Origin of the sequence: Mycobacterium sp. (assembly GCF_049683355.1) — a bacterium.
GTDB lineage: Bacteria > Actinomycetota > Actinomycetes > Mycobacteriales > Mycobacteriaceae > Mycobacterium.
The window spans coordinates 1-26,590 of the sequence record NZ_JBAUJB010000116.1 but is presented as its reverse complement, the minus strand read 5'-3'; the positions used below and the strand labels follow the sequence as shown (position 1 = coordinate 26,590).

Sequence of the window (26,590 nt, the reverse complement as noted above, 5' to 3'; positions counted from 1 at the left end):
GGGCGCGGCAGGCCCGGGCGGCGTGGCGGCGCAGTTCGCCGTGGTGCCGGGGAGGCAGCACGAACAGCGCGGCAGGCACACACACCGCCAACGCGATGGTCCACCCCAGGAGCCGTTCCTCGACCGGTGCCGGCGGAGTGCACGCCGGCAGGACGAACGTCAGCAACGTGGCGCGCTGGCCCGCCGCGACCGTCTCGCTGAGCACCCCCGAGAACGTCACCGCCACCCCGAGGACGAACATCAGCAGCACCGCCGGAACCGGAAGCGGCGCGACCAGCGTGCCCAGCGTGATCATCACGAAGCCGTTGAGCGCCAGCCCGGCGTAGGCCACGGCCCGGTTCTGCCGGTTGCCCGGGAAGTCGGAGAACACCAGCAGCGCCACCGACCCGAAGACGGTGAACAGCGGTGTCTGCGCACTGCCCCCGGCGACGGCGAAACTCAGCGCCCCCGCCAGCGGCACCACCAGCGCGGCACGCATTGCGCGCCGCAGCGCGTCGTTCTCCGGGTCGCGCCGTTGGACGCGGCGGGTGATGCGGTGCCGCAGACCGTCCGCAGCGATGACCATCAGTGGGCGAGCACCTTGATGCCGATGACCAGCACTCCGACCCCGGCGAGTAAGACAACCGTCAGAATTTGCTGCCACCACGGCAATTGCGTCCTGCGGACGGCCAGCAGCGCGATCAGGCCGAGCTCGCCGACCAGGATCCACTTCGCGACCCACAGCGCGGTGTCGGTCTCCAGCACCCCGAAACCCGCCACCGCCAGCGCCAGCAGCGGCAGCAGGCAGGCCTCCAGAATCTGGCCGGAGGCCTGCAGCATCCGCCACACCTCCACCCCGCGCGGTGCCCGCTCATGCACGCTGAGGTGCGCGACGAAGTCGGCGAGCAGGCTCGCCGCCCACAACCCGCCCATCGTGACCGCGACGTCGATCATCCGGTCCCAGGCGCTGGTGAAGTCACCGGTGTAGTGCGTGAGCACTGCGAGCAAAGCCAGGCAGGAGATGGCGCCGTAAAGGCGCTCCCGCAGCATGGCCACCACATGCTCGACCGGCACCTCCGGTGCGCCGGCCGTGGTCTCGTCCACACCACCCGCGACGCCCTGACGGACGCCGCGCTCGTCGCCACCGGTCTCAGTCACCGTCGGGCACCGGGTTGAAGCGGCCGCGGTCGAGCAGGTCGAGCTGTTGGGCGACGATCCACGCCAGCCCGTCGGTGTCCGGGGGGAGTATTGCCTGCTCGTAGCCGACCAGCAGGTGGATCGCCCACGCCGCGAAAAGCTTGGCCTGACGGTCGTCGTGCAGGATCTCCAACGTCGATTCGTAGAGGGCCTCGAAGCGCTGCCGGTCCACCTCGGCCTGCACCGAGCGCACCTCCGGGTTGATGGCGCTCCACACCCGGATCGCGGCCTCCGCACCGTGCGGCAGCGTGAGGCCGGCTTCCATGAGGCTCGCGATGCGCTCCCGGGGATCGGGTTCGGCCCGGCTCGCCAGCACCACCTTGACCGTCATGCCTCGCGCCAGTGCTCCACCAGCGCCCTGGTGTAGGCCGACCAGCTGGGGAAGTAGTGATAGAACGAGCCTGATGTGACGCCGAGCCGCTGACAGACCTCGGCCAGCTTCAGGCCCCCGTAGCCGAGGTCGGACAGCACATCGAGCCCGGCATCAAAGTACGACTCTCTCGAAGAGACGACCCCCATGTCCGAAACCCTAGTTCGGCTGCGGTGGCGCTGACGTGTCGCTGACGACAAAATCCCCGCAGGCGAGGGTGTTCGATTTGCTGGAATTAGGCGTTGGGTGCCGGGAATCGGATGGCGTGACTACCTGTCAGGTGACTTGTGGCACAATTTGACCGTGTCGTACACGGCGAGTAGAGGTCCAGGTCGTCCTCCCGCAGCGAAGGCCGCTGAAACGCGGGAGCGCATTGTGCGCGCTGCTCGCGAGGTATTCAGCGAACTCGGCTATGACGCAGCGACGTTCCAGGCGATCGCCATCCGCGCGGATCTGACCCGTCCGGCCATCAATCACTACTTTTCCAGCAAACGCGTGCTGTGGGCCGAGGTGGTCGAGCAGACGAACAGCTCGATTGTTAGCGCGGGCATCTCCAGGGCGCGCGAACAGACCGGCCTGATCGACCGGTTGTCGACGTTCTTGTCGGTGGCCACGCAGGCCGAAGCCGAAGACCGCTCGGCGGCGGCGTTCCTGGTGACCTCCGTGCTGGAGTCCCAGCGTCACCCGGAGCTCAGCAGCGACGAGCACGACCCGTTGAAGAACTCGCGGGCGTTCGTGGCCTGGGCGGTCGACGACGCCATCGCACGCGGTGAGCTGAGCTCCGACACCGACGTCGCACACCTGGTGGAGATGCTGGTGGCGGTGGTGTGGGGGATGGGCTTCTACGCCGGCTTCGTCGGTGACCGGGCCGAGCTCGGCGCGGTCGTACACAAGCTCGAATTGCTGCTGGCCAACAAGCTCTGGCAGCTCGGCGATTAGCAGCCGCGTCCTCCCGCTGTGGGTTTCCTGTGCATCTTGCTGCGGCGGCGGCATCACGCCCAGTTTTAGTTAGGCTTGCGAAGTAACCGCGATGGGATGGAGCCCGCCATGAGTTCACTGCGCACCGACAACGACACCTGGGACATCGCATCCAGCGTCGGCGCGACCGCCGTGATGGTGGCCGCCGCCCGCGCCGCGGAGACCGACCGGCCCGAGCCGCTGATCCGTGACCCCTACGCCAAGATCCTGGTGGCAGACGCCGGCACCGGCGCATGGGAGTATATGCTCGACGACGAATTCGTGGCCAAGGTCGCCGCGACCGACAGCGAGATCGCGTCGATGTTCGAGCACATGGGCAACTACCAGGCCGTGCGGACCCACTTCTTCGACGCGTTCTTCACCGCCGCCGCCGACGCCGGTATCCGGCAGGTGGTCATCCTGGCCTCCGGTCTGGATTCCCGGGCGTTCCGGCTGCCGTGGCCCGCAGGCACCACCGTCTTCGAGATCGACCAACCGAAGGTGCTCGAATACAAGGCCACCACGCTGGCGCTGCACGACGTGGGCCCCACCGCGGACCGCCGCGAGGTCGCGGTGGATCTGCGCCAGGACTGGCCGACCGCGCTGGTCGACGCAGGCTTCGACACCACAAAGCCCACCGCGTGGCTGGCCGAGGGACTGCTGATGTATCTGCCCGCCGAAGCCCAGGATCGGCTGTTTACCCAGATCACCGAGCTCTCCGCCGCCGGCAGCCGGGTCGCCGCCGAGTCCATGGGGATCCACGCCGAGGACCGCCGCGAGCGGATGCGGGAGCGGTTCACCGCGCTGACCGCCCAGCTCGATGTCGAGCCGATGGACATCACCGAGCTCACCTACGAGGATCCCGATCGCGCCGACGTCGCGGTATGGCTGGACGCGCACGGCTGGCGGGCGGCCAAGGTCGACTCACAGGACGAGATGCGCCGTCTCGGCCGTTTCGTCGAGATCGCCGACTCGGACGGGCAGTCGTTCTCGACGTTCGTCACCGCGGAGAGGGTCTGACTCCCTTTCGGGATCCCTGAGGGATCCGAACGGGCGGGGTGTTCACCAACCGGCCGGTTGGTTACGATTCGGGTACTCCACGGTCACCGAAGGAGACCCCATCATGACCACAGAATCCGTTGTCCCAGCTCAGGTGGACGATTCCACGCCCACCCCGGACATCCCGGCCGTCGTCAGCCGTCTCCGGCAGACGTTCGCCACCGGCCGCACCCGCAGCGTCGAGTGGCGCAAGCAGCAGCTGCGCGGGCTCGAACGGCTGATGACCGAGAACGAGGCCGCGATCGCCGACGCCCTCGACAAAGACCTCGGCAGGTCCCCGTTCGAGGCGTGGCTGGCCGATGTCGCCAGCACCGCCGGGGAGGCCAAGACGGCCGCGAAGAACGTCGGCAAGTGGATGAAGCGCCGCCACAGCCTGCTGGAACTGTCGCAGCTGCCCGGCCGGGGCTGGGTCGAGTACGAGCCCTACGGGACCGTGCTGATCATCGGCGCCTGGAACTTCCCGTTCGCGCTGACCCTCGGCCCGGCCGTCGGCGCCATCGCCGCCGGCAACACCGTGGTGCTCAAGCCGTCCGAGGTGGCGCCGGCGTCGTCCGCACTGATGGCCGAGCTGGTGCCGCGCTACCTCGACAACGACGCCATCGCCGTCATCGAGGGTGACGGCGCGGTCAGCCAGGAACTCATCGCGCAGGGCTTCGACCATCTGCTGTTCACCGGCGGCACCGAGGTCGGCCGGAAGGTCTACGAGGGCGCGGCGCCGCACCTGACGCCGGTGACGCTGGAACTGGGCGGCAAGAGCCCGGTGATCGTGTCCGCCGACGCCGACGTCGACGTCGCCGCCAAGCGCATCGCCTGGACCAAGTTGATCAACTCCGGCCAGATCTGCATCGCGCCGGACTACGTGCTCGCCGAGGCGCCCATCCGGGACCGGCTGGTCGACAAGATCAGGGAGGCCGTCGAGACCTTCGAAGGGGAGAACGCCGGCGGTAAGCGCATCGTCAACGAACGCCACTTCGACCGCCTCACCACCGCCCTGGCAGCCACCAAGGGCACCGTCGCGGTCGGCGGCGGCTCCGATGCCGCCGGGCTGAAGATCCAGCCGACCGTCGTCGTGGACCCGGATCCGGGCGAACCGCTGATGACCGACGAGATCTTCGGGCCGATCCTGCCGATCGTGACGGTCCAGAACATGGACGAGGCAATCACTTTCGTCAACTCGCGGCCCAAACCGCTGGCGGCGTACCTGTTCACCAAGGCCAAGGCGATCCGCGAACGGGTGATCAAGGAAGTGCCCGCCGGTGGCATGGTGATCAACCACCTGGTCTTCCACTTCGCCACCCACAAGCTGCCGTTCGGCGGCGTCGGACCGTCGGGGACGGGCGCGTACCACGGCAAGTACGGCTTCGAGGAGTTCAGCCACCGCAAGTCGGTGATGACCAAGTCAACCCGACCCGACGTCGGCGCCTTCATCTACCCGCCGTATACAGAGAAGGCTTGGAAACTCGCTAGGCGACTCTTCTAGGAAGGAACCCCATGCCAGGAGTGCAGGATCGCGTCATCGTCGTCACCGGTGCCGGAGGCGGACTCGGGCGGGAGTACGCCCTGACGCTCGCCCGCGAGGGCGCCAGCGTCGTGGTCAACGACCTCGGTGGAGCGCGGGATGGCACCGGTTCCGGGTCGACGATGGCCGACGAGGTGGTCAAGGAGATCAAGGACGCCGGTGGGCGCGCCGTGGCCAACTACGACTCGGTCGCCGAGCCGGAGGCCGCGGCCAACATCATCAAGACCGCGGTCGACGAGTTCGGCAAGGTCGACGGTGTGGTCAGCAACGCCGGCATCCTGCGCGACGGCACCTTCCACAAGATGGAGTTCGCCAGCTGGGACGCCGTACTCAAGGTGCACCTCTACGGCGGGTACAACGTGATCCGGGCGGCCTGGCCGCACTTCCGGGAGAACGGCTTCGGCCGCGTCGTCGTCGCCACCTCGACCAGCGGGCTGTTCGGCAACTTCGGGCAGGCCAACTACGGTGCCGCCAAGCTCGGCCTGGTGGGCATGATCAACACGCTGGCCCAGGAGGGCGCGAAGTACAACATCAAGGCCAACGCCGTGGCGCCGATCGCGGCCACCCGGATGACCCAGGACATCCTGCCGCCCGAGGTGTTCGAGAAGCTGACCCCGGAGTACGTGGCGCCGGTGGTGGCCTACCTGTGCACCGAGGAGAACCCCGACACCGCATCGGTGTTCATCGTCGGCGGCGGCAAGGTGCAGCGCGTCGCACTGTTCCAGAACAACGGCGTCACCTTCACCAGCGTGCCGTCGGTGGACGACGTCGCCGGCAAGTGGGGCGAGATCACCGACCTGGCGGCGGCCGAGCGGGCCACCTTCAGCCTCGGCTGATTGCGTGAAAGCGCTTGTAGCGCAGGAGCTGTCGGGACCTTCGGGCCTGGTCCTCGCTGACCGGGAAGAGCCTTCGGGAGACAACGCCGTCGTCATCGACGTCGGCGCGGCCGGTGTCTGCTTCCCCGATCTGCTGATGCTGCGCGGTGAGTACCAGATGAAGATGCCTGCGCCGTTCATCCCGGGCCTGGAGGTGGCAGGCACGGTGCGGTCGGCCCCCGAGGGCTCGGGTTTTGTCGCCGGGCAACGGGTCTCGGGGTTCAGCCTGCTGGGGGCCTGGGCGGAGCGGGCCGCGCTGCCGGTCGACAGCGTGGTCCCGACGCACTCGGAGCTCGACGACGCATCAGCGGTCTGTCTGCTGGGCAACTACTACACGATGCACTTCGCGCTGCAGCGCCGGGGCGCGCTGCAAACCGGCGAGACGGTGCTGGTGCTCGGGTCCGGCGGTGGGGTCGGCACCGCCGCGGTCCAGATCGCCAAGGCGTTGGGCGCCAAGGTCATCGCGATGGTCCACCGGCCCGCGGCCATCGAGTTCGTCGCGTCGCTCGGCGCCGATGTGGTGTTGCCGCTGACCGACGGGTGGCTCGACGCGGTCAAGCAGGAGACCGGTGGTCGCGGAGTGGACCTGGTGGTGGATCCGATCGGCGGACCCGCCTTCGACGACGCGATCCGCGCCATGGCCACCGAGGGCAGGCTGCTGGTCATCGGCTTCGCCGCCGGCGGCATCCCCACCGTGAAGGTGAACCGGCTGCTGTTGCGCAACGTCAGCGTCGTCGGTGTGGGGTGGGGTGAGTTCGTCAACCGCACCCCCGGCGCACAGGCCCAGGTCGGCGCCGCGCTGGCCACCCTCGTCGACGGCGGCCTCAGACCGCCTGCGCCCGTGTGCTTCCCGCTCTCGGAAGGCGTGGCGGCGTTGCAGGACTTCGCCGACGGGAAGATCAACGGCAAGCTCGTCCTGGAGCCGTAGGTGGACCAGTTGGGCGCGTGAGCCGTCGGCGTACCGTGGACGGCATGAGTTCGGACACGACCTTGCCACCGGCCCTGAAGATGGCGGAGAAGCTACTCGTCGACCCGCCGGAGAACCCCGACGTCAGCAGGGGCTACCTCGACCTGCTGGGTGAACAGCCCGCCGACGCCGGGGACCGCAACACCGGCGCCATCCAGGCGCTGTGGGCATCGCGGCTGGGCTCGCTGCTCTACGACAACGCCCAGACCGTCGCCCGCCGCCTGCTGACGGCCTGGCAGCAGCCCACCGAATGGCTCAACCTGCCGGTCGGCGGCACCGCTCTCGACGTCGGTAGCGGGCCCGGCAACGTGACCGCCGCACTCGGCCGTGCTGTCGGACCCGGCGGGCTCGCGCTGGGTGTGGACGTCTCCGAGCCCATGCTGGCCCGCGCCGTGCGCGCCGAGGGCGGTCCGAACGTGGGCTTCCTGCGTGCCGATGCGCAGCGGCTGCCGTTCCGCGACGAATCCTTCGACGCGGTGGTCTCGATCGCGATGCTGCAGCTGATCCCGGATCCGTCCGTGGCGGTGGCGGAGATGGTGCGGGTGCTGCGGCCCGGTCGGCGCATCGCCGTCATGGTGCCTACCGCAGGACCGGTCGCAGCCCCACTGCGGTACCTGCCGAACACGGGTGCCCGCGCCTTCGGCGACGACGAACTCGGTGACGAGTTCGAGCGGCTCGGCCTGATCGGCGTTCGGACCAAGAGCGTCGGCACCATCCAGTGGGTGCGCGGCAAGAAGGCGTGAGCCTGACCCCGTAGTGTCGCGGGCGTGAGCACCGGGGGACTAGTTCTCGTCGCGCTGGCGATCGCCGTCGGCCTGGCCGGCATCATCCTGCCCGTCCTACCCGGCGCGTTTCTGGTGATCGCCGCCATCGGGGTGTGGGCGTTCGTCGAGGGCGGCGCGGTGGCGTGGGTGACGTTCGGCATCGCGGCGGCGGTGTTCGCCGCGGCCGAGGTCATCAAGTACACCTGGCCCGTCCAACGCATGCGCCGGGCCGAGGTCCGCACGTCGGTGCTGGTGGTCGGCGCGGTCGTCGGGTTCGTCGGTTTCTTCGTCATCCCCGTCATCGGGCTGCTGATCGGCTTCGTCGCCGGCGTGTTCGCCGCCGAGTTGGCGATCCGCCGCGACCTGGTCAGGGCGTGGGCGTCCACCGTGCACGCGCTCAAGGGCGTGGCGCTGTCGATCGGGGTGGAGTTGACGGGTGCCCTGTTGGCCACGGTCGCCTGGGTGGTCGGGGTGTTCCTGACGGTGGGCTGACGGACAGCCCGCGAAAGCACGGTTTTTGACAGGAATCGCCCAGATTCCGTCAGAAACCGTGCACTGGGCGGGTGCTAGCCGTGCAGCGCCTTCCGCAGCCGTGCGACGTCCTCGTCGGTCAACCCGGCCGCCTCCAGATAGCCACGCAACGAACCGAACTCGTCGTCCAGCGTGCGGCGCGCGGTGTCGAGGTATTCCTCGCGCACCCCCAGCACCGCCTCGGTCAGCCGCGCCTCGGCCAGCTCCATCACCTCGGGCATCTCCGCTGCCCGGGCCCGGATCGTCGCCAGGATGCTCTCCCGCAGCTGCGGCACGGCGACGTTGCTGCGCAGATAGTCGGCCATGATCGCGTCACGGTCGACGCCGGCGGCCTCCAGCACCACCGCGATGGTGAACCCGGTGCGGTCCTTGCCGGCGAAGCAGTGCGCCAGCACTTTCCGTTCCGATCCCAGCAGCGTGGCCACCCGGTGCACCGCCTGGCGGGCCAGCGGAGCGGCGGCGATGCGGCCGTACTCCTCGGACATGTACCGCGCGGCGGCGTCACCGACCGACTCGTCGGAAGGCTTCTCGGTCATCATCCGCTGGAACGCGTACTCGTGCGGGGCTTCGTCGTCGGAGGCAGTGGTCTCGATGAACGGCAGGTGGTGGATGTCGACCCCGGCGGGTACCAGCCCGGCGCCGTGCTTTTCGAGTTCGCGCAGGGTCCGCAGGTCGGCGACGTCGGTCACGCCGTAGCCGGCAAGACTGGCCCGGCCGGCGTCGTCGAGCTTGGACAGCTCGCTGGCGCGGAAGAACCGGCCGGGAGCGATGCCCGCGTGCTCGGAGACGTCGCGGAAGTTCCACGCCCCCGACAGTTCGTTTCCGAGGGAGGCCACTAGCTCGTCACCGCCCTGCCGAAGGCGGACTTCTCCCTGCCGAGTTCGGAGCGTGCGATGGTCCGCATGTGCACCTCGTCGGGCCCGTCGAACAACCGCATCGCGCGATGCCAGCCGTACAGGCGGGCCAGCGGCACGTCGTCGCAGATGCCCGCCGCGCCGTGCACCTGGATGGCCCGGTCGAGCACGTTGCACGCCATCTGCGGAGCCACGGCCTTGATCTGTGCCACCTGCATCCGGGCCTCGTGACTCTTGTTGCCGTGCTGGTCGATGGTCCACGCCGCTTTGTGGCACAGCAGACGTGCCTGATCGAGCTCGTTGCGCGACAACGCAACCTGCTGCTGCACCACGCCCTGCTCGGCCAGTGGCTTGCCGAACGCGATGCGTTTGGTGACCCGGTCGACCATCAGCGCCAGTGCCCGCTCCGCCACGCCGATCGCACGCATGCAGTGATGGATGCGGCCCGGGCCGAGGCGGGCCTGGGCGATCGCGAACCCGCTGCCCTCTTCGTGCAGCAGGTTCGACACCGGCACCCGCACGTTGTCGAACGAGATCTCGCAGTGCCCGTGCTGGTCCTGGTACCCGAACACCGGCAGCGACCGCTCGATCGACACCCCGGGGGTATCGACGGGCACCAGGATCATCGACTGCTGCTGATGGCTCGCCGCGTCGGGGTTGGTCCGGCCCATCACGATCAGGATCTTGCAGCGCGGATCAGCCGCACCGGAGATCCACCACTTACGACCGTTGATGACGTAGTCGTCACCATCGCGCAGCATGGTCGTCTCGATGTTGCGCGCGTCGCTGGAGGCCACCGCGGGTTCGGTCATCGCGAAGGCGCTGCGGATCTCACCGGCCAGCAGGGACTCGAGCCACTGCTTGCTCTGCTCTTCGTTGGCGAACAGGTGCAGCGTCTCCATGTTCCCGGTGTCGGGCGCCGCGCAGTTGAGCGCCTCGGGAGCGATCTCCATGCTCCAGCCGCTGAGCTCGGCCAGCGGCGCGTACTCCAGGTTGCTCAGACCCGACTCCGACGGCAGGAACAGGTTCCACAGACCCTGCTCCTTGGCGAGCTTCTTGAGGTCCTCGACCACCGGGGGCACCGTGTGGTCGGCGGGACCCTTCTCGTGCCGGTAGGCCTCGTAGGACGCCTCGGCGGGAAACACATGCTCGGTCATGAAGGCGGTCAGCCGGTCGTAGTAGTCCTGCCCTTTGGCCGACATCGCGAAGTCCATGCCCGTCACGATATGACACGCGTAAAGAACGGCCCTCTTCGGATCGTCGTCCGAAGAGGGCCGTGGTGGAACGTTGTGGTGCAGCGTTGCCGCCGACTACCAGGGCAGGAGCGGGTTGTGGTGGTAGCTGCCGTGGCGGTGGTGACATCGAGGTGATCGCCGAGCTCGAGGAGGTCGGCAAACCGCCGAGCCAATCGCTGATGTACCGCGCCGCCCGCGAACTGCTGACCAACGTCGCAAAGCATGCAGGTGCGGCAACGGTCCGGGTCGACCTGCGCCGCCGTGGTGATCGGGTCGTGCTGACGATCGGGGACGACGGCTCCGGCTTCGACCCGGCCACCGCCGGAAAGTCGTTGGCGGAAGGCCATATCGGGCTGGGGTCACTGCTGGCGCGTTTCGACCCCATGGGTGGCTCGATGCGGATCTCGGCCGACCCCGGCTACGGCACGCAGGTGACGGTCACCTCACCGCCCGAAGTCGACGACTGACGGCTCAGACCTTTTCGCCGACCGACAATGCGGCGTTGATCGCGTCGACGCGGTCCTTGGCATCCCCGAACAACATCTGGGTGTTCTCTCGGAAGAACAGCGGGTTCTGCACACCGGCGTAACCCGACGCCATGGAACGCTTGAACACGATGACGTTGTCGGCGTTCCACACCGTCAACACCGGCATCCCTGCGATTGGGCTGCCAGGATCCTCGGACGCCGCCGGGTTAACGGTGTCGTTGGCACCGATGACCAGCACGACACTGGTGCCGTCGAAATCGTCGTTGATCTCGTCCATCTCGAGGACGATGTCGTAGGGCACCTTGGCCTCGGCCAGCAGCACGTTCATGTGGCCGGGAAGCCGGCCGGCGACGGGGTGGATGCCGAAGCGGACGTCGACGCCGCGCTCGCGCAGCTTGCGGGTCAGGTCGGCGACGCCGTACTGCGCCTGAGCGACGGCCATTCCGTAGCCGGGGGTGATGATCACCGACGTGGCCGTGCTGAGCAGTTCGGCGACGCCGTCGGCGTTGATCTCGCGATGCTCGCCGTAGTCCACATCGGAACCAGCCCCTGTGCTTTCTATCCCAAAGCCTCCAGCTATTACCGAGATGAACGACCGGTTCATCGCCTTGCACATGATGTAGGACAGGTAGGCGCCGGAGGAGCCGACGAGCGCCCCGGTGATGATCAGCAGGTCATTGCCCAGCAGGAAGCCCGAAGCGGCGGCGGCCCAGCCGGAATAGCTGTTGAGCATCGACACCACGACCGGCATGTCGCCGCCGCCGATCGAGGCCACCAGATGCCAGCCGAGCAGCAGAGCGAGCACGGTGACCACCGCCAGCAGCCACAGCGTCGGGTCGATGACGAACCAGACCGTCAGTGCGAAGAACGCCACCAGCGCGCCGACATTCAGGATGTTCTTGCCGGGCAGCATCATCGGCGCGGACTTCATCCGGGCGGAGAGCTTGAGGTTCGCGACGACGGAGCCGGTGAACGTCACCGCGCCGATGAAGACACCGATGAACACCTCGGCCGAGTGGATACCGAGCATGCCCTCCTGGGCGAGCTGCAGAGCTTCGGCGCCGCCCGGGTCGCCCTCGACGTGCAGATAGCCGTTCCAGCCGACCAGAACCGCAGCCAGACCGACAAACGAGTGCAGCAGCGCGATCAGCTCGGGCATACCCGTCATCTCGACGATCTTCGCCCGCCACAGTCCGATCACCGCCCCGATCACCATGGCGACGATCAGCAGCGCCAGCCCCAAGGGTTCGATGTCGCGGGCCAGCGCCAGCGCGGTGGTCGCGATCAGCGCCACAGCCATCCCGGCGATGCCGAAACTGCTACCGGCCTTGGAGGTTTCGTGCTTGGACAGCCCGGCCAGGGCCAGGATGAACAGCAGGGCCGCGACGACGTAGGCTGCGGTGGCGGTGTTTTCTAGCGTAAGCATGGGTCAGCTCCTCGAGAACATGGACAACATGCGGCGCGTCACCGCGAAGCCGCCGAAGACGTTGATGCTGGCGAGCAGGATCGCCACGAAGGCGATCCCGGTGATGACGTTGTCGCCGTGTCCGATCTGCAGCAGCGCGCCGACGACGATGATCCCGGAGATCGCGTTGGTGACCGACATCAGCGGGGTGTGCAGCGCGTGATGGACGTTCCCGATCACGTAGTAGCCGATGACGATCGCCAGCGCGAAGACCATCAGGTGAAACTGGAGAGCGGCCGGCGAGAGCGCGATCAGGGCGAACAGTGCCGCCGCGACGGTGAAGGCCACGCCCAAGCGCCGCCCTGTCGTCATGGGCTTCTTGGCCGGTTTCGCCACCGGGCCTTCCTGGGCGACAGCGCCACCGGCCGCGGGAGCAGCCGACACCTGCACCGGCGGCGGCGGCCAGGTGACCTCACCGTCGCGCACGACGGTCACCGAGCGCTGCACCACGTCCTCGAAGTCCAGGGTGAGCTGTCCGTCCTTCTCGGGTGTCAGCAGCTTCAGCAGGTTGACCAGGTTGGTGCCGTACAGCTGCGATGCGGTGGCGGGCAGCCGGCCGGCCAGGTCGGTGTAGCCGATGATCGTCACACCGTTGTCGGTGACGACGGCCTGGTCTTTGACGGTGCCCTCGACGTTGCCGCCGTTGGCGGCCGCCATGTCGACGATGACGCTGCCGGGCTTCATCGAGGCCACCATGTCGGCGGTGATGATCCGCGGCGCGGGCCGTCCGGGGATCAGCGCGGTCGTGATGATGATGTCGACGTCGCCTGCCTGCTCGGCGTACAGCGCCGCCTCGCGGGCCTTGTAGTCGTCGTCCATCTCCTTCGCGTAGCCGGTGGCCGACACCTCCGCCGCTTCCGGATCGACGTAGAGGTACTCGCCGCCCAGCGACTTGACCTGGTCGGCAACTTCGGGCCTGGGGTCGGTGGCCCGCACGACGGCACCCATGCTGCCTGCCGCGCCGATCGCGGCGAGTCCGGCCACCCCTGCGCCGACGACCAGCACCTTGGCCGGTGGCACCTTGCCGGCGGCGGTCACCTGCCCGGTGAAGAACCGGCCGAACGCGTGCGCGGCCTCGACCACGGCGCGATAGCCGGCGATGTTGGCCATCGACGACAGCACGTCCAGCGACTGCGCCCGGGAGATGCGCGGCACCGCATCCATCGCCAGCACCGTGATCGGCCGCGAGGACAGCTCCTCGACGAGCTCAGGCTTCAGCGCCGGCGAGATCAGCCCGATCACCGTCGCACCGTCCCGCACCGCAGCGATCTCGGCGCTGTTCGGGGCGTTGACCTTCAGCACCACGTCCGCCGCCAACACCTCCTCGGTGGATCCGACGTCGGCGCCGGCCTCGGTGAACGCCTCGTCGGAGAAGCTCGACGCACTGCCCGCGCCGGACTCCACGACGACGTCGTACCCGAGCTTGATGAGTTGCCCGACCGTCTGCGGGGTGGCGGCCACACGCGTTTCACCAGGCAGGGACTCTTTCGGTATCCCGATGATCATCGATATCGATCCGATCTAGGCTTCGCTCACGGTGCGGTCGGACGCGCCGAGGCGCCCCGACACAGCTCGTCGTTGGACGGGTGGAATACGTCAGTGTAAGAGTTCGCCGGACTCGCGGTAACGCCTGCACGGCGCAAAGCCCGCCGGGCGTGACGGATGGGCGCTGACATGTAACGCCGCTGGCAGGGCCTCGACATGCGAGTTGACGACCGTCAAGCGAGCGCTACGGTAACGCGCATGCCCGTCACCACCGCCGCGCTGTCCTACGCGCATCAGGATTCCGTTTGTCCTCGTCGAGGTCGAGGTCGACGATCCGGCGCCGGACGAGATCCTGGTTCGGATCGAAGCCGCCGGTGTCTGCCACACCGATCTGGTGAATCGTGTTGCGGGAACACCGGATCGGCCGGTACTGCTCGGGCATGAGGGTGCGGGCGTCGTCGAAGCGGTCGGTGGCGCGGTCACGACGGTGCGGCCCGGTGACCGGGTGGTGCTGACGTTCCGGCACTGTGGCGCCTGTCCGACCTGCGCGGCTCAGCGGCCCGCGTACTGCCGGAAAGCTGCCCGGCTGAACAACTCGGCGCTCGTGGCGACGGTTCAGCCAGGGTGACTGTGGGTGGCCGGGCCGTACTCGACGGCTTCTTCGGCCAGTCCAGCTTCGCCGGTTACGCACTGGCCTATGAGGACAACACCGTCGTGGTGGACCCGGGCACCGATCCGGTGATCGCCGCACCGCTGGGCTGCGGTTTTCAGACGGGCGCGGGTGCGGTTCTCAACGTTTTACGGCCCAGATCCGACAGCACGCTCGTCGTATTCGGCGCTGAGGCAGTCGGTTGGCTGGTGTGCTGGCAGCGCTCGCCGCCGAGGTCGAGGCGGTGATCGTGGTCGAACCGTCCCCCTCGCGCCGCGCCCTCGCCGAGAGCCTGGGCGCGCGCGGCCCTCGACCCCGCCGACGATCCCGTACGACGCATCCGTGAGCTCACCGGTGGCGGAGCCGATTACGCGTTGGACACCACCGGGCGCCCCGCGGTGCTCGCCGACGCGGTGTCGGCGCTGGCGGTCGGCGGCGCGGCCGTGGCCGTCGGGCTCGGCACCGGTGTGCCGAACATCGACCTCCGTGACCTCGTCATGTGGGGCAAGAGCGTGCACGGATGCCTCGAGGGCGACTCCATCCCGGCCACGTTCACCCCCACCTGCTGAGACTGCACCGCAGCGGCCGCCTCCCGATCGAGCGGCTGGTCACGGCGTTCCCACACGCCGACATCAACGACGCCCTCGACCAGCAACACTCCGGCGAGGTCATCAAACCGGTGCTGACGTGGTGAACCGACGCTGATCTCGAAACGGCACCGATCCGGCATCGACATCTACCTGCCGGTACGCAGCGCGCCGTGCGGGCCCCACGATGTCGGTATGAGCAAGGTGGTCGAACGAGGGCTCGCACGCTGCCCGCGGTGCGTGTCGGTGGCGGACTACGTCTTCATCGAGACAGCGCCATCGGGTGCGCTGCGCTACGAGGTGCGTTGCCGCAAGTGCGGTGAGTGCTACGGCGAAGACTCCCGACCGCTGATGCTGCAGCCGGCGGTCGTCGCGGCCGAGCCGCCCATCGAATGGCCGCCCGACCGTGAACCGGTGCCCGAGCGGGACTGGCGCAGCGAGGTACGGGAACGGGTGTCAGTCGCGGTGCGGGTGGGACGATCCGAGGTCGACGAAGTGGCCCGTCGCACCCGAACGTGGGTGCTCGAGCAGCGGCTCCGGCGCGGCGGCCGGGTGGATCACACCGGCGGATAGGCGGGTGGCGGGTACACCCCGCGCAGGATCCACGCGAACCAGTTGATGCCGTACTCCAGCTCGTCGCTTGCGTCGTAATCGGGATTCGGGTCCACCGCGATACCTCCCATTTGTCTGGCTGGAGTCTAGACCGGCTGCGCCCGCGACAACATAGCAACGGCCTACACTGCACCAACCAGTTAGTCGACCCCGGAGTGGTCCGGGGCCTGCCTATAGTGAGTCGCCATGTCTGAAGCTGTCACCACCAACGGGATGTCCCGGCGCGAGGAGTTGTTGGCGGTCGCCACCAAGTTGTTCGCCGCGCGCGGCTACCACGGCACCCGGATGGACGACGTGGCAGAAGCGGTCGGCCTGAACAAGGCCACGGTGTACCACTACTACGCCAGCAAGGCGCTGATCCTCTACGACATCTACAAAGGTGCCGCGGACTTCACCGTCGACGCGCTGCACGACGATCCGTCGGCCTCGGCGCGCGAGACCATCTATCACTTCACCCGGCGCCTGCTCGTCGGCATCGCAAGCAACATCGAACGCGCCGCCGTGTACTTCCAGGAGGGCCCCTACATCACCGAGTGGTTCACCGAGGAACAGGTGGAGTACATCCGGGAAAAGGAAGCCCAGGTCTACGAGCACGTCCGCGACGTGATCGACCGCGGTATCGCCAGCGGCGAGTTCTATGACTGCGACTCGCACGTGCTCGCGCTGGGATACATCGGCATGACGCTGGGTTCCTACCGGTGGCTGCGGCCGCACGGCCGACGGACCGCCCAGGAGATCGCCGTCGAGTTCAGCACCGCGCTGCTGCGCGGGCTGATCCGCGACGAATCGGTGCGGCAGAGCGCGCCACTCGGAGTCGACGTCGCCGCCACTTGAGGCGGGCAAGAACCAGCCTGACGGGGTATTCAGACCCGATGACGATCCGCATCGGAACCTCCGGCTGGTCCTATCGGGACTGGGTCGGGGTGCTCTACGAACCGGGGTTGCCGGCGTCGCGGTGGCTGCAGCGCTACGCGGCCGAGTTCGACACCGTCGAGCTCAACGGCAGTTTCTACCGCTGGCCGCGCGACGGCGGGTTCGCCCGGTGGCGCGACCAACTCAAGCCGGGCTTCACGATGTCGGTCAAGGCAGCCCGCGGCCTCACCCACGCACGCCGGCTGAAGTCCCCCCAGGTGTGGATCGAGCGGCTGGAACGCGGCTGGGCAGAACTCGGCGACCGCAGCGGCGCGATGCTGGTGCAACTGCATCCCGGCCACGAGCGCGACGACGCGGTGCTCGATCAGTTCCTCACCGCCATGCCGGCACACATCCCCGTCGCCGTCGAGTTCCGCCACCCGTCCTGGGAGCACCCCGAGGTCTATGAGCTGCTCGAAGAGCACGGGGCGGCGTACGTCGTGATGAGCGGCGCCGGGTTGCCGTGCATCCTGAAGGCGACGGCGAAGTTCGTGTACGTGCGACTGCACGGACCCGATCCGGACGCGCTCTACGGCGGTTCGTACAGCCCGGACGATCTTCGGTGGTGGGCCGAGCGGATCCGGGAGTGGGACGCCCAGGGCCGGGATGTGCTGGCGTACTTCAACAATGACGGTGGCGGTAATGCCGTCCGCAACGCCCGGGATCTGCTAGATATGCTCGGCTGATGCCTCTGGTGAGCAAGACGGTCGAAGTGGCAGCCGCCGCCGAGTCGATCATGGCGATCGTTGCCGACTTCGAGAGTTACCCGCAGTGGAACGAGGAGATCGAGGGCTGCTGGGTGCTGGCCCGTTACGACGACGGTCGGCCCAGTCAGCTGCGGCTGGACGTGACGGTGCAGGGTCAGGCGGGCACGTTCATCTCCGCGGTGTACTACCCCGGCGAGAACCAGATCTTCACGGTGCTGCAGCAGGGCGACCACTTCGACAAGCAGGAACAGAAGTTCTCGGTGGTGGCCATGGGCCCCACGTCGCTGCTGACCGTCGACCTCGATGTCGAGACCAAGCTGCCGATCCCCAAGCCGATGGTCAAGAAGGTCATCGGTGACACGTTGGACTACCTGGCCGACAACCTCAAGACACGCGCCGAGCAGCTCTCCGCGACCTGACCCTGACCTGGCCCCGCGAACCAGCGCCCACCCTCAGTCCCACAGCCCGGCCTGGTCCAGCCAGGCGATCAGCCGCGACGCGGCGTCGGTGAAATGGCTCTTCGTCAGCATGACAACGGAATTCGCGTCCCGTCGGCGCAGCGCGTCGATCAGCTTCGTGTGCCCGGCGACGCCGCCGGCGCCCCAGGCCTGGTCGGTCGCGAAGACCTGCGGAGGCAGGTAACGCGCGGTGTGCAGCAGGAACCACGCGAGCTTGACCCGTCCGCTGGACTGGTTGAAAGTCCAGTGGAACGCGAGTTCGGCGCGGGCGATCTCATCGGGATCCCGACGTTGCACCGCGGCGGCCAGCCGGTCGTTGAGCCGGGCGAGTTCGTCGATGTCGTGATCGGTGATGCGCTCGGTGGCCGTGGCCGCCAACTCCGCGGCGATCGTCGACTGCAGCCAGAAGATGTCCTCGATATCGGTCCGGGTCAGCGGCACCACCCGATGGCCGCGGTGCGGCTCCACCATGCCCTCGCCGCGCAGCGTGCGCAGCGCCTCGCGTACCGGCGTGATGCTGACCCCCAGGCGCGCGGCGGTCTCGTCGAGACGGATGAACGTGTCGGGCCGCAGCGCACCGGTCATGATCTCGGCGCGCAGCCGGGCCGCCACCTCGTCGGAGAGTTGTTCGCGCCGCACCGTTCCGGTCGGACCGAGGCGGGCGAGGGTGTTCACTTCTGCGGCCCCTCCCGCTGGTTGTGACGAGGGCGCGCAAGAGGTTGTCTTGACGCCGCCGGAGCCATAGTGTGACCGAGGCAACACCATGTTTGATCAAATATCAGCCTCCCGCAACCCTTCGCTTGCGCAGACGATGGAGAGAACGAGACGTTGACCGCGGTTCCCGGCCCGTTTGCATCCGGCCCGTCCGGCCCGGTGACCGAGCAGCCCTACCTGGCACGTCGCCAGAATTGGACCAACCAGCTCGCCCGGCACGCGTTGATGCAGCCCGACAGCACCGCGTTGCGATTCCTGGGCCACACCATTACCTGGCGTGAGCTCGACCGCCGGGTGAGCGCGCTGGCGGCGGCGCTGCACCGGCGGGGCGTCGAGTTCGGCGACCGGGTCCTGATCCTGATGCTCAACCGCACCGAGTTCATCGAGTCGGTCCTGGCGGTCAACAAGCTCGGGGCGATCGCGGTGCCGGTGAACTTCCGGATGACGCCGTCGGAGATCGCCTACCTCGTCTCCGACTGCCAGGCCCGCGTCATGGTCACCGAATCGGTGCTGGCTGCTGTGGCCGTCGGGGTGCGCGAGGTGGACCCGAGCCTGGCCACGCTGATCGTCGCCGGCTCGGACGCCCAGACCGACGATGCCGATCCGGACGATGCCGCCCTACACTACGAGGCGCTGCTCGCCGAGCCGGGGGCCGACGCGCCTGCCGTCGACATCCCGGACGACTCACCAGCGTTGATCATGTACACCTCCGGCACCACGGGCCGCCCCAAGGGTGCGGTGCTCACCCACAAAAATCTCGCCGGGCAGGCGATGACGCACCTGTTCACCAACGGCGCCGACATCAACAACGACATCGGCTTCATCGGGGTGCCGCTGTTCCACATCGCCGGCGTCGGCAACACCATCTTCGGGTTGCTGCTCGGCCGCCCGACGGTGCTCTACCCGTTGGGTGCGTTCGACCCCGGCGAGCTGCTCGACGTCCTGCAGGCCGAACAGGTGACCGGGATCTTCCTGGTGCCCGCCCAGTGGCAGGCGGTGTGCGCCGCCCAGCGCGCCAACCCGCGCACGCTGAAGCTGCGGACGCTGTCCTGGGGTGCCGCGCCGGCGTCGGACACCCTGCTGCGGGACATGTCCCAGACCTTCCCCGGCGCGCAGATCCTGGCCGCCTTCGGCCAGACCGAGATGTCACCGGTCACCTGCATGCTGTTGGGCGAGGACGCACTGCGCAAGCTCGGTTCGGTGGGCAAGGTGATCCCGACCGTGTCCGCGCGGATCGTCGACGAAGACATGAACGACGTCCCGGGGGGACAGGTCGGCGAGATCGTCTACCGGGCACCGACGCTGATGGCGGGCTACTGGAACAACCCCGAGGCCACCGCCGAAGCCTTCGCCGGGGGCTGGTTCCACTCCGGTGACCTGGTACGTCAGGACGACGAGGGTTACATCTGGGTGGTCGACCGTAAAAAGGACATGATCATCTCCGGCGGCGAGAACATCTACTGTGCGGAGGTCGAGAACGTTCTGGCCGCCCACCCGGACATCGTCGAGGTCGCCGTGATCGGCCGCGCCCACCCCCGATGGGGGGAGGTACCGGTTGCTGTGGTCGTCCTGCGGAGTTCGCTGGGAGCGACGAATCGGGACACGACTGGACCGGCGGATCTGGACGAGTTCCTCAGTGGCAGGCTCGCCCGCTACAAACACCCGAAGGCGATCGAAGTGGTCGACGCGCTGCCACGTAACCCTGCCGGCAAGGTTCTCAAGACGGAACTGAGGTCGCGGTTCGGCGGGAAACAATTGATTGGCGCGCGCGAAAGTTCCACTCCGCCAACGGTTTCAACTGGGGCGCGCCGTCAGTGAAAAACGTGATGAACCCACTGCCCGCAGGTCGGTTGCCGCCGCCGGAGTCGGCGGCACCGGTCAGTGACCCGGTGAGGCGCCCGGCTCGGGTACCGTCTGCTGCAGAGGAGAGCAGCTCAACCCGGGTATCTACACTCCGGCTCAGGGACCACCCGGCAGCACTGCGGCATACAGCCCCAGCAGCGGTGAGGTTGTCGGTCCTAACGGTGTCGGGTATCAACGTCAGTAACTCGAGCAAGTCAGGAGACGACGGATGGAAGGAGATGCCGGCACCGGCCAGCCGAACCCACGGACGAGTCGCCAGCACCCTCCCCGAACGAAGAGGTGTCTCGGCCCGATCATTGGCGCGCTGGACGAGATAGCCGCCCACAACCCCGCGACACTCGCACGCTCGAATGAACCGGCGTTGCAGGCGGCCAAGGAGTGCGGGCGGCAACGCATATGCCAGGCACCGCAGCCATGACCGCCAGCCAGTCGAAGATCCGCGAGTGTTCGACGGGCGACTTCGGCGTGCAGGCCGGACTCTTCGCCAGTGTGATCGCCGAGGCCTGCGAGGCGGCCACTGCTACCGTGGCGGTCGACGAACTGCGGGCGGCTGTCGACCGGCACAACGACGACGGAATTGATGTGCTCGTGCCGGTGCGGGTCGAGATCACTGATGCCGACGCCGCCGACCAGCAGCTCGGGTACCGATTGCGGGCGTCGATGCCCGAGGACGAGTGCCAGCACCGAATCGCCAGGCTGGATCAGGACATCTTGTGACGGCCACGCTCGCCATCAAACCGCACTCTACGGCCGACGTCCCGACACGGGACGCGCGGCTGGCATCGTGGGCCGCCCGTGCGGGCGCTTTTGCGGTGGACACCCTGCCCGGTGCCGGGATCGTCACTACGATGGCGCTGCTGGCGCTGGCCACACCCGCGGACAGCTGGGCGCGCTGGGTCTTCACCGCCGTCGCCGCGCTGACCCTGTTCGCGATGGCGGTCAACCGGCTGGTGCTGCCCGTGGCCACCGGATGGACGTTGGGGCGTGCCTTGTTCGGTATCGCCGTGCGCCGCGGTGACGCCGACCTTTCCGTCGGCGTCCTGCGGTTGACCCTGCGGGAGCTCGCTCACCTGCTGGACACACTGGTCCTGCTGGTCGGCTGGCTGTGGCCGCTGTGGGACCGGCGCCGCCGAACGTTCGCCGACCTGCTGGCACGCACCGACGTACCACGCGTCGGGCGTCCGGAACGGAACGTGCGCCGACTCGTCGCGTGGCTCCTGATCGCGGCAGCGGTACTGTGCCTGGCGGCGGTGGGTCTCAATTACGCGGTGATCTACCGCCACGAGCGTGCAGTGGACCAGGCGCGGCTGCAGATCGCAGAGCAGGGACCCCGGATCGTCGAGGAGATGCTCAGCTACGGGGTGGATACCCTGCCTGAGGACTTTGCTCGAGCGCAGACGTTGACCACCGACGAGTACCGGCCGCAGCTGATCGCCCAACAACAGGCCGTGCAAAACGGTGAAGCGACCACGAACGAGTACTGGGCGGTGCGCAGTGCAGTCCTGACCATGCCCGAGGTGACTCCGCAGGAGGGGTCGATGCTGCTGGCGATGCAGGGCCAGCGCGGGACGAATGCCGAGGACCTCAAGTTCATCACCGCCACAGTTCGGGTGGACTTCGACAAGTCGCCGGACGGGCAGTGGAAGGTCGCCAACCTGACCGTGCTGAAGAAGCCTCTGATGAATCAGGCCGGCCAGTGAGCCCGCTTCGCAGGTTCGACGAGTCCGCGGATACCAGAGCCGCGCAACCATTACTGCGTCCTGACTACTTCCACGTCGAGCCCAAACCACCTCGGCGATGGGGGCTGCCGCTGGTGGCCGCCGTGGCCGCCGTTTTGGTGACGGCTGCGGTCGCGGCGAGCAGCTTGATGCTGGTGCGGCACGAGGCCGATCGGCGGGCCGCACTCGACGATGCCGCGGCGCTAGGATATGCGCGCGAGTTCATGACTATGTACATGTCGCTGGACCCATTCAACGCCAACGCCTACGCCGACCGCATCCTCGCGCAGGGTACGGGAGAGTTCGCCAGGATCTTCAAGGAGCGGCTGGACGCCATCTTGATCCAGGTGGCGCGGTCGGAGCCCTCCACCGGGACGGTGCTCGAGGCCGGAGTGGAGCGGTGGCATGACGACGGGAGTGCTGACGTGCTGCTCGCGACGAAGGTCACCTCGACAACGCCAGACGGGAAGTCGACGATCGAGAGCGGAAGCCGCTGGGTCGCAACGACGATCAAGGAGGGACAGCAGTGGAAGATCAGCAACCTCATACAGGTGATCTGACCGCCGAGGACGCCGCTGCGGCCAGCGGCGCCGCGCCCGAGGCTGCGCCGAAGCAGCACCGTCGGGGCATTTTCCGGCGACGTCGGGATCTCGATGCGGCCGGGAAATCCGCAGTGGTGCCGACCGAGACGGACGATCCGGTACCCCGGGACAAGCCGAAGACGCCCGTCGGTAAAGGTGCTCGGGGACCGAGAACCGTCGTGAAACAGCAGGATTCCGGCAGTGCCGCGGTGGGCGGCCCCGCCAAGGATGCCGGCACAGAACCTTCCGAAGTCGGCGAGGCCCCTGCCGAGCAGGTCACGCGCGTTGCGCACCGGCCTGCAGGCAAGCGCCTGATGGTCGCCGCTGTCGCCGCTTCGGTGCTGTTCGTCGGTGGAGGTGCGTTCGCAGGCGCGATGGCACAGCCGTACCTGGCCGAGCGCGCGCTTGTAGACACGAAACTCGACATTGCGCGTACCGCCGCAAAGGCGATCACCACACTGTGGACGTACACGCCTGATGACATGGGCACGCTCGCCGCCCGAGCGTCCCGCTATCTCGGCGGGGACTTCGCCGAGGAGTACCGCCGCTACATCGACGCGATCGTTGAACCCAACAAGCAGGCGCAGGTCACCAACACCACAGAAGTGAAGGGAGCCGCAGTCGAATCCGTTGCGTCGCCTGGAGTCTCGTCCGGGCCCCCCCCGGAGGCGACCGCGCTCGTCTACACCAACTCGGTGGCGACGAGCCCGGTGACCAAGAACATCCCGTCGCTGCGCTACCTGTCCTACCGGCTGACGCTGCAGCGTGACGGTAGTGAGTGGCTAATCACCCGCATGACCACCGTGACATCGTTCGATCTGACGCCGCAGCTGTAGCATCGCCGCGGCTTTTCCGTCGCCGGCTACCCACGCGGTGATCTGGTCTTAGAACCCCGACAGCTGTTCCCACGCCGCGCCGTGGCCATCTGGGCGTACCGCATCGGCGACTGCCCCGATCAACCCGTCGTCGACAGCCTCGACGCCATCGCCGCGGTGCACACCAGCTCCCTGCGCGGTCTCGATGTAACGGCGCACGGTTTGCGGTCCGCTCCGCAACGCGCGGCGATCGTGCGGTAGCCCCGGCAGCCCGGCAACCCGGCAACCCGCAGCACGTCCCTGATCTCGCCATCCTCTGGCAGACGAGAACGCCGGTCTGCCGTCGGGACGACGCTGTCACGCGGAGGCCGGACACCGCGCCCGTTCCTGCGAAGACCGCCCGCAGCATCCGTCCGGAACGTTCAAGCGGTTGCTGACGCACTCAGCAAGCGGCCCCGGAAAGTGCTCGGCTGGAGAACACCGGCGGAAGTGCGAGCCGATCAACAACGCTCGCGATCACGACAAATTGCGACCGTAGGTTGAATCCGCCTTAGCTTAGCCTTGATCCACCGATGAGCTGTCGTGGCTGAGGCTGGAATGGTTTGGTGGTCGCTTGCTGGCTGTGAGCAGGGGGTATCGGCTGGTCTGTCCAGCTTTTCCTGTGCGCTCCGGTCGTGGCCGTTCGGCGGATTGGTCAGGTGGGGGCGGTTGCTGGCGGGCTGAGGCCGATGGTGTTGCGCCACAATCGGAGCCAGTGCGTCGCCCACGGCCAGTGGGCTGGTAGATGCAGGATGGGTCGGCGTTGGGGGCGGGCCAGTCGGGCCGGGATGGTGATGAGGCGTCGGCGCAAGGTGGCGCCGCGAGCCACCGCGTGTGCACCGCCGGCCAGGATGCCGGCGGCGCGCAGCAGGTTGTGGGCGATGGCCGCGCACAGTATCCAGGCAGAGTTCGCATCCAGGCAGAGTTCGCCCCGAAACGTCCCGAGGGCATGTGGGCCAGGGGTCCGTCGATGAGGTCGGCGAACACGGTTTCGATGATCGCGTGGCGGCGGTGAGTGATGTCAGCGACGTCGACGGGTTCGTCGGTGTCGGTGAAGAACGGGTGATATCGCCAGACCGGGAACAGGGCGTCGGGGTATCGGGCGTCTTTGACCCGGCGCACGATCAACCGTGCCGTGATCGGAGTCTTCGTGGAACTGAAAGCGGTGTAAGTGGTTTCGGCGACTTCGGCATCGGAGATCCAGGCACCGGTGTCGGGATCGCGGACCGCGCCGGGCTAGCACACCGGGATCCACGCGGTGTCATTGATGTCGGCGATGGCCGCGACGACTGCGGCGGTCTTGGTCAGCACCAGCGAGAACCGGGCACCGGCGCGGCGGCAGGCGGTGACCACGCTGCTGTTGCCGTAGGCCGAGTCGCCGCGCACCAGGATGCGCCCGGTGACGCCGGCGCCGCGGGCGGTGGCGACGGCTTGGGCGATCATGCGGGCCGCGCCTTTGCCCGAGTTGGTCTTGCCCGCCCGCAGTCGTGCGCCGGTGATCACCGGAGCGCAGTGTTCGGTGCTGATTGTGGTCACCAACGGGGAAAGACCCTTGCGCAGGATCTGCTTGCCGGCGATTTTGGTGTGGCCGTAGCTCGCACCTTGTTTGGCCTGGCCGTAGACCGGGCGCAGCAGTGAGTCGATGTCGATGAACACCCGCCCGTCGGCGCCGGGCCACAGATCGACACGCTCGCACAGAGCGCCCACGTGCTCACTGAGCACCGACTCCAGTTGCCGGGCATGGCCGAAGGTGAACTCCCGCAACAAGGTTCCGATGGTCGACGGGGCGTACACCTCACCGAACAGGGTCTTCATCCCGCCGCTACGAACTACGTCGAGGTCGTCGATGCTGTCCGCGCCGGTGCACATCCCGGCGATCAGCGTGGTCAGCTTCGGCGACGGATTGGCCGCACCGGACTTGATCCGCTCGCAGCTGAACCGAACTTTGTCGGCCAATGACGATGACAGTCCGGTCTGCTCGGCAAGGGCCATCACCGGTACCAGGCCTGCGCACGACACCAGACGCTCATCATCGAAGACCGCCGACGATGCGGCGAACCTATGGGACACTTGCACCGGAAGTGCCTTTCCGAGTTGTGCCGATAAGTGCGTAGAGAACACTCATCATCGCAGCTCAGAGGGCACTTTCCTCATTCCGACACCCCATGACCAGCCAATTAATCGGTGGTCGAGGCTTAGGGCACCGCGATCGGTGTGGAAGACGACCTTCCTGGGCAGCATCCCGCGCATCGTCATCGACAGCGCGGTGCGCAGGTGATCCTCCACGGCCCAGCGCAGAACTCGCCGTGAGCAGCCGTTACGGACCGCGCACAGGTTGGCTAGCTCGCCTTCGTCGGTGGTCAAATAGGTGATCTCCGATGTCCAGACTCTGTCGAATTCGCCGCGGTCAACCCCAGGGCACCCAGTCCTTGTGTCGGTGTACGTCCCGGGAGATCACCGTGGTGACCAGGGTGAAGCCGTGCGCCGTATACCGGATCGGAGGCGTCGTGAAACTGCGCGACCTTCGCGTCGATCGCTGCGCGGCGCTGGCGGGACGGCGACGGCCCGCCGCCTGCGCCGTACGCCACGTGCTGGACCCAGACCGCGATACCCTCTCACAGTGCTACTTCTAACAGTCCGCTCATGCGGATCACCGCGAACTCGGCCTCTTGCGGTTTCCCGACACGGGAACGTCCTCCCCGCAGGGCCAGCAGTCCCGCGATCAGATGTCCACCTCCACGGGTAAACCTCCGGTGCCGTACGCGAGGGGCCTTCAGGGAAGCCTTCGCCGGCGGGTTCCCAGTGCCGTCGGCCGGCAGTGTCCCCAAGGGCACCATCCTCTCCTGCGGCGAGAACGACCAATGCACCGAAGTCGAGGACTTCGTCGTGGGCACCCCCGATCGTCGGCTGCCCCTCATCGACTCGCCCGCAAGACAGGTCAGCCGAGGTTTCTGTAGCGCTCACAGCGTCGGGCAACTCGGCGCGGCACTGTCCCACTTGACCGGAAATCAACGAGCTCTCATCGAGAAGCTGGCCTGGCGCAGTGCCTCACGGCACCGGATTTCTGGACCACGTAGCTGCAGGCTCGGAGTCGATGCGCCGTGCTTTGTTGACGATGTCGACAATTCCTATGCGCCAATGGTTCCGGCAATCTCAGCACGAGACTATCCTGCGACGGAGTCTTCGCTGG

24 protein-coding genes and 7 pseudogenes are annotated in these 26,590 nt (G+C 67.7%); 21 read left to right on the top strand and 10 right to left on the bottom strand.

What is annotated here, in order from left to right:
* The 3 genes and pseudogenes from WA944_RS07255 to WA944_RS07245 all read right to left on the bottom strand — a co-directional run.
* A pseudogene (locus WA944_RS07255) lies at positions 1–565 on the bottom strand (FUSC family protein); the annotation flags it as partial.
* The gene (locus WA944_RS07250; protein ID WP_526375842.1) at positions 565–1,029 is read right to left on the bottom strand and encodes a hypothetical protein; all 465 of its coding nucleotides are present in this window, start codon (positions 1,027–1,029) and stop codon (positions 565–567) included. The pseudogene WA944_RS07255 and the gene WA944_RS07250, both read right to left, overlap by 1 nt.
* Positions 1,030–1,129: 100 nt before the next feature.
* Positions 1,130–1,695 (bottom strand): annotated as a pseudogene (locus WA944_RS07245) (TetR/AcrR family transcriptional regulator).
* A gap of 154 nt (positions 1,696–1,849) precedes the next feature.
* Here WA944_RS07245 and WA944_RS07240 point away from each other — a divergent pair.
* The 7 genes from WA944_RS07240 (at position 1,850) to WA944_RS07210 (ending at position 8,179) form a co-directional block, all read left to right on the top strand.
* The gene (locus WA944_RS07240; RefSeq protein ID WP_526375840.1) at positions 1,850–2,485 is read left to right on the top strand and encodes a TetR/AcrR family transcriptional regulator; all 636 of its coding nucleotides are present in this window, start codon (positions 1,850–1,852) and stop codon (positions 2,483–2,485) included.
* Between the two features lie 108 nt (positions 2,486–2,593).
* Positions 2,594–3,523, top strand: a complete 930-nt coding sequence (locus tag WA944_RS07235) for an SAM-dependent methyltransferase (RefSeq protein ID WP_526371666.1) — start codon at positions 2,594–2,596, stop codon at positions 3,521–3,523.
* 103 nt (positions 3,524–3,626) lie between these two features.
* Positions 3,627–5,042, top strand: a complete 1,416-nt coding sequence (locus WA944_RS07230; protein WP_526371644.1) for an aldehyde dehydrogenase family protein — start codon at positions 3,627–3,629, stop codon at positions 5,040–5,042.
* 11 nt (positions 5,043–5,053) lie between these two features.
* A complete protein-coding gene (locus WA944_RS07225; RefSeq protein WP_163887581.1) occupies positions 5,054–5,917 on the top strand; it encodes an SDR family oxidoreductase in 864 nt (287 codons plus the stop codon).
* Positions 5,918–5,921: 4 nt separating this feature from the next.
* On the top strand, positions 5,922–6,884 hold the full coding sequence (locus WA944_RS07220) for an NADPH:quinone oxidoreductase family protein (RefSeq protein ID WP_526371648.1): 963 nt from the start codon (positions 5,922–5,924) through the stop codon (positions 6,882–6,884).
* Positions 6,885–6,928: 44 nt separating this feature from the next.
* Positions 6,929–7,666: a class I SAM-dependent methyltransferase gene (locus WA944_RS07215; RefSeq protein WP_526371650.1), complete on the top strand. Its 738-nt coding sequence runs from the start codon at positions 6,929–6,931 to the stop codon at positions 7,664–7,666.
* Positions 7,667–7,690: 24 nt separating this feature from the next.
* Positions 7,691–8,179 carry a DUF456 family protein gene (locus WA944_RS07210; RefSeq protein WP_526608959.1) on the top strand — a complete coding sequence of 163 codons (489 nt, stop codon included), beginning with the start codon at positions 7,691–7,693 and terminating at the stop codon, positions 8,177–8,179.
* Between the two features lie 74 nt (positions 8,180–8,253).
* Here the strand turns inward: WA944_RS07210 and WA944_RS07205 are convergent, their stop codons facing one another.
* Together WA944_RS07205 and WA944_RS07200 are read right to left on the bottom strand one after the other, a co-directional pair.
* A complete protein-coding gene (locus tag WA944_RS07205; protein WP_526371654.1) occupies positions 8,254–9,054 on the bottom strand; it encodes a tyrosine-protein phosphatase in 801 nt (266 codons plus the stop codon).
* The gene (locus tag WA944_RS07200) at positions 9,054–10,274 is read right to left on the bottom strand and encodes an acyl-CoA dehydrogenase family protein (protein WP_526646659.1); all 1,221 of its coding nucleotides are present in this window, start codon (positions 10,272–10,274) and stop codon (positions 9,054–9,056) included. The genes WA944_RS07205 and WA944_RS07200 overlap by 1 nt, the downstream gene beginning before the upstream one ends.
* 164 nt (positions 10,275–10,438) lie before the next feature.
* Here WA944_RS07200 and WA944_RS07195 point away from each other — a divergent pair, with 164 nt between their 5' ends.
* Complete coding sequence (locus WA944_RS07195) at positions 10,439–10,774, top strand: sensor histidine kinase (RefSeq protein WP_526371656.1); 336 nt, start codon at positions 10,439–10,441, stop codon at positions 10,772–10,774.
* A gap of 4 nt (positions 10,775–10,778) precedes the next feature.
* Here WA944_RS07195 and pntB read toward each other — a convergent pair whose 3' ends face one another.
* Together pntB and WA944_RS07185 are read right to left on the bottom strand one after the other, a co-directional pair.
* Complete coding sequence (pntB, locus tag WA944_RS07190; RefSeq protein WP_526371658.1) at positions 10,779–12,221, bottom strand: Re/Si-specific NAD(P)(+) transhydrogenase subunit beta; 1,443 nt, start codon at positions 12,219–12,221, stop codon at positions 10,779–10,781.
* A gap of 3 nt (positions 12,222–12,224) precedes the next feature.
* Entirely contained in the window at positions 12,225–13,766 is a 1,542-nt protein-coding gene (locus WA944_RS07185; RefSeq protein WP_526646656.1) for a Re/Si-specific NAD(P)(+) transhydrogenase subunit alpha, read from the bottom strand.
* A gap of 237 nt (positions 13,767–14,003) precedes the next feature.
* On the opposite strand from WA944_RS07185, the pseudogene WA944_RS07180 reads away from it, so the two are divergent.
* Both WA944_RS07180 and WA944_RS07175 read left to right on the top strand, forming a co-directional pair.
* Positions 14,004–15,088 (top strand): annotated as a pseudogene (locus WA944_RS07180) (NAD(P)-dependent alcohol dehydrogenase).
* 88 nt (positions 15,089–15,176) lie between these two features.
* On the top strand, positions 15,177–15,554 hold the full coding sequence (locus WA944_RS07175; RefSeq protein WP_526368726.1) for a hypothetical protein: 378 nt from the start codon (positions 15,177–15,179) through the stop codon (positions 15,552–15,554).
* Here WA944_RS07175 and WA944_RS07170 read toward each other — a convergent pair.
* Positions 15,539–15,646: pseudogene (locus WA944_RS07170) on the bottom strand (CAP domain-containing protein); the annotation flags it as partial. The gene WA944_RS07175 and the pseudogene WA944_RS07170 sit on opposite strands and share 16 nt — an antisense overlap.
* A 133-nt stretch (positions 15,647–15,779) precedes the next feature.
* Here WA944_RS07170 and WA944_RS07165 point away from each other — a divergent pair.
* Genes WA944_RS07165 through WA944_RS07155 form a run of 3 tightly spaced genes read left to right on the top strand, consistent with a single transcriptional unit; the run spans position 15,780 to position 17,631 of the window.
* A complete protein-coding gene (locus WA944_RS07165) occupies positions 15,780–16,427 on the top strand; it encodes a TetR/AcrR family transcriptional regulator (protein WP_526301032.1) in 648 nt (215 codons plus the stop codon).
* A 38-nt stretch (positions 16,428–16,465) separates the two neighbouring features.
* Positions 16,466–17,191: a DUF72 domain-containing protein gene (locus WA944_RS07160; protein WP_526607668.1), complete on the top strand. Its 726-nt coding sequence runs from the start codon at positions 16,466–16,468 to the stop codon at positions 17,189–17,191.
* The gene (locus tag WA944_RS07155; protein WP_526368722.1) at positions 17,191–17,631 is read left to right on the top strand and encodes an SRPBCC family protein; all 441 of its coding nucleotides are present in this window, start codon (positions 17,191–17,193) and stop codon (positions 17,629–17,631) included. The genes WA944_RS07160 and WA944_RS07155 overlap by 1 nt, the downstream gene beginning before the upstream one ends.
* Before the next feature lie 33 nt (positions 17,632–17,664).
* Here WA944_RS07155 and WA944_RS07150 read toward each other — a convergent pair whose 3' ends face one another.
* Positions 17,665–18,345, bottom strand: a complete 681-nt coding sequence (locus WA944_RS07150) for a GntR family transcriptional regulator (protein WP_526368720.1) — start codon at positions 18,343–18,345, stop codon at positions 17,665–17,667.
* A 153-nt stretch (positions 18,346–18,498) separates the two neighbouring features.
* On the opposite strand from WA944_RS07150, the gene fadD5 reads away from it, so the two are divergent.
* The 8 genes and pseudogenes from fadD5 to WA944_RS07110 all read left to right on the top strand — a co-directional run.
* On the top strand, positions 18,499–20,202 hold the full coding sequence (gene fadD5, locus WA944_RS07145; protein WP_526607663.1) for a fatty-acid--CoA ligase FadD5: 1,704 nt from the start codon (positions 18,499–18,501) through the stop codon (positions 20,200–20,202).
* Positions 20,190–20,483, top strand: a pseudogene (locus WA944_RS07140) (MCE family protein); the annotation flags it as partial. The gene fadD5 and the pseudogene WA944_RS07140, both read left to right, overlap by 13 nt.
* Before the next feature lie 178 nt (positions 20,484–20,661).
* On the top strand, positions 20,662–20,964 hold the full coding sequence (locus tag WA944_RS07135) for a hypothetical protein (protein WP_237166426.1): 303 nt from the start codon (positions 20,662–20,664) through the stop codon (positions 20,962–20,964).
* Positions 20,961–21,947 carry an RDD family protein gene (locus WA944_RS07130; RefSeq protein WP_163887594.1) on the top strand — a complete coding sequence of 329 codons (987 nt, stop codon included), beginning with the start codon at positions 20,961–20,963 and terminating at the stop codon, positions 21,945–21,947. The genes WA944_RS07135 and WA944_RS07130 overlap by 4 nt, the downstream gene beginning before the upstream one ends.
* On the top strand, positions 21,944–22,525 hold the full coding sequence (locus WA944_RS07125; RefSeq protein WP_163887595.1) for an Rv1363c family protein: 582 nt from the start codon (positions 21,944–21,946) through the stop codon (positions 22,523–22,525). Before WA944_RS07130 ends, WA944_RS07125 begins: the two co-directional genes overlap by 4 nt.
* A complete protein-coding gene (locus WA944_RS07120) occupies positions 22,492–23,382 on the top strand; it encodes a mammalian cell entry protein (protein WP_526375606.1) in 891 nt (296 codons plus the stop codon). Before WA944_RS07125 ends, WA944_RS07120 begins: the two co-directional genes overlap by 34 nt.
* 81 nt (positions 23,383–23,463) lie before the next feature.
* Positions 23,464–23,622, top strand: coding sequence for a hypothetical protein (locus WA944_RS07115; protein WP_526646654.1), 159 nt, complete (start codon positions 23,464–23,466; stop codon positions 23,620–23,622).
* A 147-nt stretch (positions 23,623–23,769) separates the two neighbouring features.
* Positions 23,770–23,904, top strand: a pseudogene (locus WA944_RS07110) (IS30 family transposase); the annotation flags it as partial.
* A 151-nt stretch (positions 23,905–24,055) separates the two neighbouring features.
* Here WA944_RS07110 and WA944_RS07105 read toward each other — a convergent pair.
* Positions 24,056–25,476, bottom strand: a pseudogene (locus WA944_RS07105) (IS1380 family transposase).
* Between the last annotated feature and the right edge of the window lie 1,114 nt (positions 25,477–26,590).